Origin of the sequence: Dermacoccus sp. GAS27A, from assembly GCF_044909235.1 — a bacterium.
Taxonomy (GTDB): Bacteria; Actinomycetota; Actinomycetes; order Actinomycetales; family Dermatophilaceae; genus Dermacoccus; species Dermacoccus nishinomiyaensis.
In genome coordinates, this window is sequence record NZ_JBIYDW010000019.1 from 1 (window position 1) to 6,367 (window position 6,367).

Genomic DNA, 6,367 nt, shown 5'->3' on the forward strand with positions numbered 1-6,367 from the left:
CAGCTCCACTGCACAGCGAGAGGTCTTCGCTTGTCACCCGTTCAGATCAACGAGTCGCAATGACTCGACCAACGTGCCTGGTCATCACAACTAGATCACCGTTTCGAACTGGTTGACGAGGTTGGACTGGACGAGGGCCATGAGTTCCTCCCACAGCCCGCTCACCATGAGCAAGCCCATGGCGATCATGAGAGTGCCGCCGACGATCTGGATCGGACGGTGGTGGTCACGAAGCCACTTCGACGCCTTCTCGGCACGGCTCCACCCAGCGGCGATGAGGATGAACGGCAGGCCCATGCCGAGCGCGTAACAGACGGTGAGGAACAGAGCCCTCCCCTGGCTGTCCGCGTTGAGGGACGTATTGGCCGCCACCAGCGTGCCGAGAACCGGCGAGATGCAGGGAGCCATCCCGAGACCGAACGCGGCACCGAGCAACGGTGCCCCGACGAGGCCCGCGGCCGGGCGCCAGCGCACCGTGAAGCCTCGCTGGCCCACGACGCCGAGGAACATGAGCCCCATGAGGATGACGATGACGCCGCCGATGCGCGTGAGCAGGCTGCGGTGAGCGCCGACCGTGTCGTAGACGAGGCTGACGGCGGCCTGGATGCCGACGAAGACGACGGAGAATCCGAGCACGAACAGGCACGCGCCGAGCACGAGTCGGGTGCGTCGCTTCTCGTCCGTCAAGCCCGTGACGTAGGCGAGGAAGCCCGGCACGAGCGGCAGCACACACGGCGACGCGAACGAGACGACCCCCGCGAGCGCAGCGAAGAAGATCGCGAGCGGCAACGCGCCGTTCGCGACGATCTGTTCGGGGGAACTCGTCAGGTGAGCGAGCGCCGCAACGCCGGAGCTCAAGCCTTCTCCGCGAGCACCTTGTCGACCATGTTCCGCACCGTGGTCTCGGTGGTGGAACCGGAGACGCGTGCCGCGATGCGCCCCTGCTTGTCGAGCACGAGCGTCGTCGGCGTTGCGACGACCTTGCGCTGCAGACCCTGCAGGTTCTGCCCGTCGTCGTTCTTCAGCGACGGGTAGGTGGCGCCCCACTTCTTGAGCGTGGACTTAGCGACGGCGTCGGAGTCACGCTGGTCGAGGCCCATGAACACGACGGGCTTGTTCGCGTTGTCGTAGTTCTTCCACGCCTTCTCGAGGTGCGGCGTCTCGGCCTGGCACGGGCCGCACCACGCGCCCCATACGTTGAGGACGACGACCTTGCCGCGCTCGGACTCCACGTTCCACTTCTTGCCGTCCAGCGTCTCGCCGGTGAGCTTCACGGGCTCGGCACGCTTGGCGGCCGCAAGTTCTTCGACGGAACCGTCACCGGCCACATAGCCCTTGTTGTCGCCGGCTTGGGCCTGCTTGCTGATGCTGTCGTTCTGCTCGCTACCGCACGCACTCAGACCGAGGGTGACGGCAAGGGCGAGCGACGTCGCTGCGGTTGCCTTGAGCGATCGGGCACGGCGCGCCATCAGGCACCCACCGACTGTGTCGAGTTGGGCAGCAGGCGACCCGCGGGCTCGGCGTACTGGACGCCGGTGATCTCGTCACCGGTGAACTCGATCGTCGTGACCGACGCGAGCGTGCACTCACGCGATCGCGGGTCGTGCCACAGGCGCTTGCCCTCGGCGAAGCGACGGGCCGTCCACACGGGCAGCTGGTGGCTGACGACGGCGGCCTCGTGTCCGGCCGCGGCGTCACGGGCGTCGAGGATGGCGGTGTACATGCGCTCGGCGATCTCCTGGTACGGCTCTCCCCAGCTCGGCCGCAGCGGGTTGACGAGCTTCGGCCAGAAGCGGGGCTGGAGCAGTTGCTTGGGGTTCGATCCAACGGTCAGGCCCTCGAAATCGTTCCCGGCTTCGATGACGCGCGGGTCGAGGACGACGGGCAGATCGAGCTTCTCGGCGAGCGGCGCGGCCGTCTCCTGCGCACGCTCGAGCGGCGAGCTGACGAGGTAGGTGATGTCGCGCGGAGCGAGCCACTGGCTCGTCAGTTCGGCCATCTCACGGCCGAGCTCGGAGAGGTGGTAGCCGTCGAGGCGCCCGTAGAGCACCTTCTTCGGGTTGAACACCTCGCCGTGACGCACGAGGTGCACCAGCGTCTTCGTCGTGGGGGTGGGGGCCTCGGTCGACGGGGAAAGCGGGACGTCGTTCGTCATGGTCAGAGTGTCGCAGCCGAGTCTGTGGGAGCGGCCGCGGCTCGCGCGGCGACAGGAAGGGCGTCGATCACATGCGCGACGGCCTCGTCGTCGTGCGAGGCGGAGACGAACCACGACTCGTAGGCCGACGGCGGCAGGTGGACGCCCTGGTCGAGCATTGCGTTGAAGAAGCGCGAGAAGGCCTCGGTGTCCTGGTCCTTCGCGTCGTCGTAGTTCGTGACCGCGCCGTCGCGGAAGAAGATCGAGAACATCGAGCTCGCCCACTGCACGGTGTGCGGTACACCGGCCTTCGTCAGTTCGGCGGAGGCGGCGTCGGCGATGGCGTGCGCCGTGGAGTCGAGGTGGGCGTAGACCTCGTCGGTGCAGCCTTGCAGCGTGGCGAGGCCGGCGGCCGTGGCCACGGGGTTACCCGCCAGCGTGCCCGCCTGGTAGACGGGACCGTCGGGCGCCAGCATGCCCATGAGGTCGGCGCGGCCACCGAAGGCGGCCGCGGGGAAGCCACCGCCCATGACCTTGCCGAAGGTGAACAGGTCGGGGGCGCTCTCACCCTGCTGGCCCTCGTGGCCGAACCAGCCGGCGGCGGAGCAGCGGAAGCCCGTCATCACCTCGTCGGAGACGAGCAGGGCGCCGTGCTTGGTCGTGATGTCGCGCAGCGCCTTCGTGAAACCGGCTGCGGGCGGCACGACGCCCATGTTGCCGGGCGATGCCTCGGTGATCACGGCGGCGATCTCGTCACCGTGCTCGGCGAAGGCGGTCTCGAGCGCGGAGACGTCGTTGTAGGGCAGGACGATGGTCTCGCCGGCGCTCGACTTCGGCACGCCGGCCGTGTCGGGAAGGGCGAAGGTGGCGACGCCGGAGCCGGCTGCGGCGAGCAGCGCGTCGACGTGGCCGTGGTAGCAGCCTGCGAACTTCACGATCTTGCTCCGGCCCGTGGCGCCGCGCGCGAGGCGGATGGCCGACATCGTTGCCTCGGTGCCGGAGGAGACGAGGCGCACCTGCTCGACGGGCTCCACGCGGCGCACGATCTCGGTGGCGAGGGCAACCTCGTTCTCACTCGGGGTGCCGAAGCTGAAGCCGCGCGAGGCCGCGTCCTGGACGGCGGCCATGACGTCGGGGTGGGCGTGGCCGAGGATCATCGGGCCCCACGAGCAGATGAGGTCGACATAGCGGTTGCCGTCGACGTCCGTGAGCCACGGCCCCTTCGCCTCGCGGATGAACCGCGGCGTGCCACCGACGGCACGGAAGGCGCGCACCGGCGAGTTCACCCCGCCGGGCGTCACCGTGCGCGCGTGGGCCAGGAGTTCTGCGGACTTCGAGGTGCTTCCACTCATGTTGTCCATTCTCCCACCGCCCCCTGACAACGCCCTTGGCGGGCCTCAGCCCCCCTCGCCACCGACTTGCTCGTGCACGCGGCGCATGCCGTCACCGACGATGCTCAGTTGGTCGCCATCCATGGTGTCGACGAAGTATCGACGCACGCTCGCGACGTGAACGGGGGCTGCGAGCAGGAGGGCGTCGTAGCCGCCGTCGGTGAGGACGAGTTCGACCCCGCGCGAATCGCTGGAACACGACTCCCGCGTCACCCACCCGCGTCGCTGCAGGCGCGTGGCGGTGTGCGTGATGCGGCTGCGGGACTGGACGACGAGGTCGGCGAGCGCCCCCATCCGCAGACGACGCCCCTCGGCCTCGGACAGCATCGAGAGGATCTCGTACTCGGCCAGCGACATGCCGTGGTCGAGGAGTTCGCGATCGAGCGCGAGGCTCAGCGCGCGCGATGCCCGCAGGTAGTGACGCCATGCCGTCTGCTCGTCCTCATCGAGCCAGCGCGTCTCTTTCGTCATCCTCCACCGCCCGTTTCGTGCTTCACCACCGTCGCGCGCCCCTACCGTCCGGTGTCCGACCGGAGGGTTGATTCACGTTTCGTTCAGTGTCAACGCTTTCGTGTGGACATCTTGTTTCCGTCCACGTTTCTTCAGTGTAGTTGAATGTTCAACTATCTGCGTGTATCGTCATTTCAGTACCGACCACACATCGCAACGGAAGGACCACAACCATGGTTTCCCTCAACGACATCGCTCCCGGCACCTGGAACATCGACGCCGACCACACGGAGATCGGCTTCGTCGCGCGCCACCTCGCCGTCACCAAGGTGAAGGGTCGCTTCACGGACGTCAGCGTCAACGCGGAGGTCGCCGAGGACCGCAAGAACTCGACGCTCGAGTTCACCGTGCAGACGGCATCGGTCCAGACCCGTAACGCCGACCGCGACGGTCACCTCAAGAGCGCTGACTTCTTCGACGTCGAGAAGTACCCGACGATGACGTTCAATGCCACGAACATCGGCGACGACACCATCACGGGCGACCTGACGATCAAGGACGTGACGAAGCCCGTCACGTTCGACTACGAGTTCAACGGCATCTCCGACGACCCGTGGGGCGGCACCCGCGCCGGCTTCGAGGCCCAGGGCGAGATCAACCGCAAGGACTTCGGCCTCAGCTTCGACGCCGCAGCCCCCGGCGGCAACGCGCTCGTCTCCGACAAGATCAAGATCAACCTCGACCTCGAGTTCGCCAAGGCCTGATCACACCAGCCTTCACGAAGAGGCCGCGGTACCCGTTCGGGTACCGCGGCCTCTTCGTGAATCGCCCTTCGCCCCTCGCCCTTCATCGCGGGCCGTCGCGCCTCAGCCGAGAGGGCGGGAACCGCGAATACGTTCGTAGATGAGGCTCGTCTCGGCGTGCACGACGCCGGGCAGCACCGCGAGGTGGTCGAGCACGATGTCGCGCAGGGCGTCGGGAGACTGCGTACAGACGTGGACGAGGAAGTCGTTCTCCCCCGTCACGTGGAAGGCCGCGAGGACGCCGGGCACATCGGCGACTGCGGCGTGGAAGCCGTCGATGTCGTCACGCGTGTGGCCCGTGAAGCGCAGCGCGATCATGGCCTCGAGGGGCACGTCGAGCGAGCCGAGATCGACGTCGGCGTGGACGCCCGCGATGACGCCCCGCTCGCGCAACACACGCAACCGGCCGCTGCACGTCGACTCCGGCACGCCGACCCGCCGCGCGAGTTCGGCGTTCGACATCCGGCCGTCCTCGAGAAGTAGCTCGACGAGCCGACGATCGACGGCGTCAGGGCTCCACGCGGGGCCGAGTAACGGTCGTCGAACCTGCGAGTCGCCGGACGAACGAGCACTCGATTTCGCACCTTCCACGGGAGACTGACCCCTTTCGGAGGATTCGGCGAGATGTTGCCACTATTTCGCAGACCCCACACGCTATGTGATGTGAAACACATCTCTTCACTCATGACGGACGCCGTCCACGCGGGCCGCGAAGACCTCGCCTAGCTCGGGGTGCACGTCGCAGGAATCGATCAGTCGACCACCTACCCCGTCACCGGCGTGACGCAGGGCGGTGACTCGTACGAGCAGATGGCAACCGGTGGTCGCCCGCGCCCCGGTGATTCGTACGTGTACCAGCGTCTGTGGAACCCGAACGTCGACCGCTTCGAGCGTGGGCTCGCCACGATGGAGGGCGCCGAGGAAGGCGTCGCGTTCTCGACCGGGATGGCAGCGATCAGCGCCGTCCTGCTCGCCTGCCTCGCGGCGGGCAAACCGGCTCTTCACAGATGAGGGTGTAGTCGGCGCTGGCGCGTCGGTCCGGAGGTAGGTGTCGAGGTCTTCCGAAGATGGAGGTTCCTACACGCAGCCATCCGAAAGACCTCGACGTTGCCTGACGCTACCTTCACGTGCCCTGACCTGACCACCTTCACGCGCGTTGACGACCTTGGCCTGGAGATCACCGGGCAACTTCTCGAGCCGGATCGTGCGGTGCTGGCCTGCCGGGTCGTCGAACCGGACGACTGGTGCCGCCGGTGTGGCTGCCGAGGGGTATCCCGGGACACCGTGACCCGGGAGCTGGCGCACGAGCCGTTCGGGTGGCGCCCCACGACCTTGCTGGTCACCGTGCGCCGGTACCGGTGTGCCGAGTGCGCTCACGTGTGGCGTCAGGACACCACCGCCGCGGCCGAGCCGCGGGCGAAGATCTCCCGCGCCGGGCTGCGTTGGGGCCTGGTCGCGATCGTGGTCCAGCACCTGTCCATGGCCCGCGTCGCCGGGGCCCTACCCCCGGATCTTGGACACGGGGTGTGATTACGCAGCAGGTCGCAGCGTAGCGGTGTAGCCGGTCTCGAAGGCGACCGGCGAGGTGT

Annotated in this window: 8 protein-coding genes and 1 pseudogene; 3 read left to right on the forward strand and 6 right to left on the reverse strand. The window is 67.6% G+C overall.

Annotation, left to right across the window (positions count from 1 at the left end):
• Positions 1-90: 90 nt before the first annotated feature.
• Genes ABH936_RS13915 through ABH936_RS13935 form a run of 5 tightly spaced genes read right to left on the reverse strand, consistent with a single transcriptional unit; the run spans position 91 to position 3,996 of the window.
• A complete protein-coding gene (locus tag ABH936_RS13915) occupies positions 91-858 on the reverse strand; it encodes a cytochrome c biogenesis CcdA family protein (protein WP_006944738.1) in 768 nt (255 codons plus the stop codon).
• The gene (locus ABH936_RS13920) at positions 855-1,469 is read right to left on the reverse strand and encodes a TlpA disulfide reductase family protein (RefSeq protein WP_006944694.1); all 615 of its coding nucleotides are present in this window, start codon (positions 1,467-1,469) and stop codon (positions 855-857) included. The genes ABH936_RS13915 and ABH936_RS13920 overlap by 4 nt, the downstream gene beginning before the upstream one ends.
• Positions 1,469-2,155 carry a histidine phosphatase family protein gene (locus tag ABH936_RS13925; RefSeq protein WP_006944756.1) on the reverse strand — a complete coding sequence of 229 codons (687 nt, stop codon included), beginning with the start codon at positions 2,153-2,155 and terminating at the stop codon, positions 1,469-1,471. Before ABH936_RS13925 ends, ABH936_RS13920 begins: the two co-directional genes overlap by 1 nt.
• Positions 2,156-2,157: 2 nt before the next feature.
• Entirely contained in the window at positions 2,158-3,486 is a 1,329-nt protein-coding gene (hemL, locus tag ABH936_RS13930; protein WP_136788241.1) for a glutamate-1-semialdehyde 2,1-aminomutase, read from the reverse strand.
• 45 nt (positions 3,487-3,531) lie between these two features.
• Entirely contained in the window at positions 3,532-3,996 is a 465-nt protein-coding gene (locus ABH936_RS13935; protein ID WP_404603544.1) for a MarR family winged helix-turn-helix transcriptional regulator, read from the reverse strand.
• Positions 3,997-4,208: 212 nt separating this feature from the next.
• Here ABH936_RS13935 and ABH936_RS13940 point away from each other — a divergent pair, with 212 nt between their 5' ends.
• A complete protein-coding gene (locus ABH936_RS13940) occupies positions 4,209-4,739 on the forward strand; it encodes a YceI family protein (RefSeq protein WP_006944768.1) in 531 nt (176 codons plus the stop codon).
• A 102-nt stretch (positions 4,740-4,841) separates the two neighbouring features.
• On the opposite strand, the gene ABH936_RS13945 is transcribed toward ABH936_RS13940, so the two are convergent.
• A complete protein-coding gene (locus ABH936_RS13945) occupies positions 4,842-5,369 on the reverse strand; it encodes an Lrp/AsnC family transcriptional regulator (RefSeq protein WP_404603545.1) in 528 nt (175 codons plus the stop codon).
• A gap of 141 nt (positions 5,370-5,510) precedes the next feature.
• Between ABH936_RS13945 and ABH936_RS13950 the strand changes: the two genes are divergently transcribed.
• The gene (locus tag ABH936_RS13950) at positions 5,511-5,789 is read left to right on the forward strand and encodes a PLP-dependent transferase (RefSeq protein ID WP_006944766.1); all 279 of its coding nucleotides are present in this window, start codon (positions 5,511-5,513) and stop codon (positions 5,787-5,789) included.
• Positions 5,790-5,885: 96 nt separating this feature from the next.
• Positions 5,886-6,281 (forward strand): annotated as a pseudogene (locus ABH936_RS13955) (ISL3 family transposase); the annotation flags it as partial.
• Positions 6,282-6,367 lie beyond the last annotated feature (86 nt).

Excerpts from the sequence above, each read along its gene's own strand:
- hemL (WP_136788241.1), bottom strand. The coding sequence starts at position 3,486 with ATGAGTGGAAGCACCTCGAAGTCCGCAGAACTCCTGGCCCACGCGCGC.
- ABH936_RS13920 (WP_006944694.1), bottom strand. The coding sequence starts at position 1,469 with ATGGCGCGCCGTGCCCGATCGCTCAAGGCAACCGCAGCGACGTCGCTC.
- ABH936_RS13940 (WP_006944768.1), top strand. The coding sequence starts at position 4,209 with ATGGTTTCCCTCAACGACATCGCTCCCGGCACCTGGAACATCGACGCC.
- ABH936_RS13935 (WP_404603544.1), bottom strand. The coding sequence starts at position 3,996 with ATGACGAAAGAGACGCGCTGGCTCGATGAGGACGAGCAGACGGCATGG.
- ABH936_RS13925 (WP_006944756.1), bottom strand. The coding sequence starts at position 2,155 with ATGACGAACGACGTCCCGCTTTCCCCGTCGACCGAGGCCCCCACCCCC.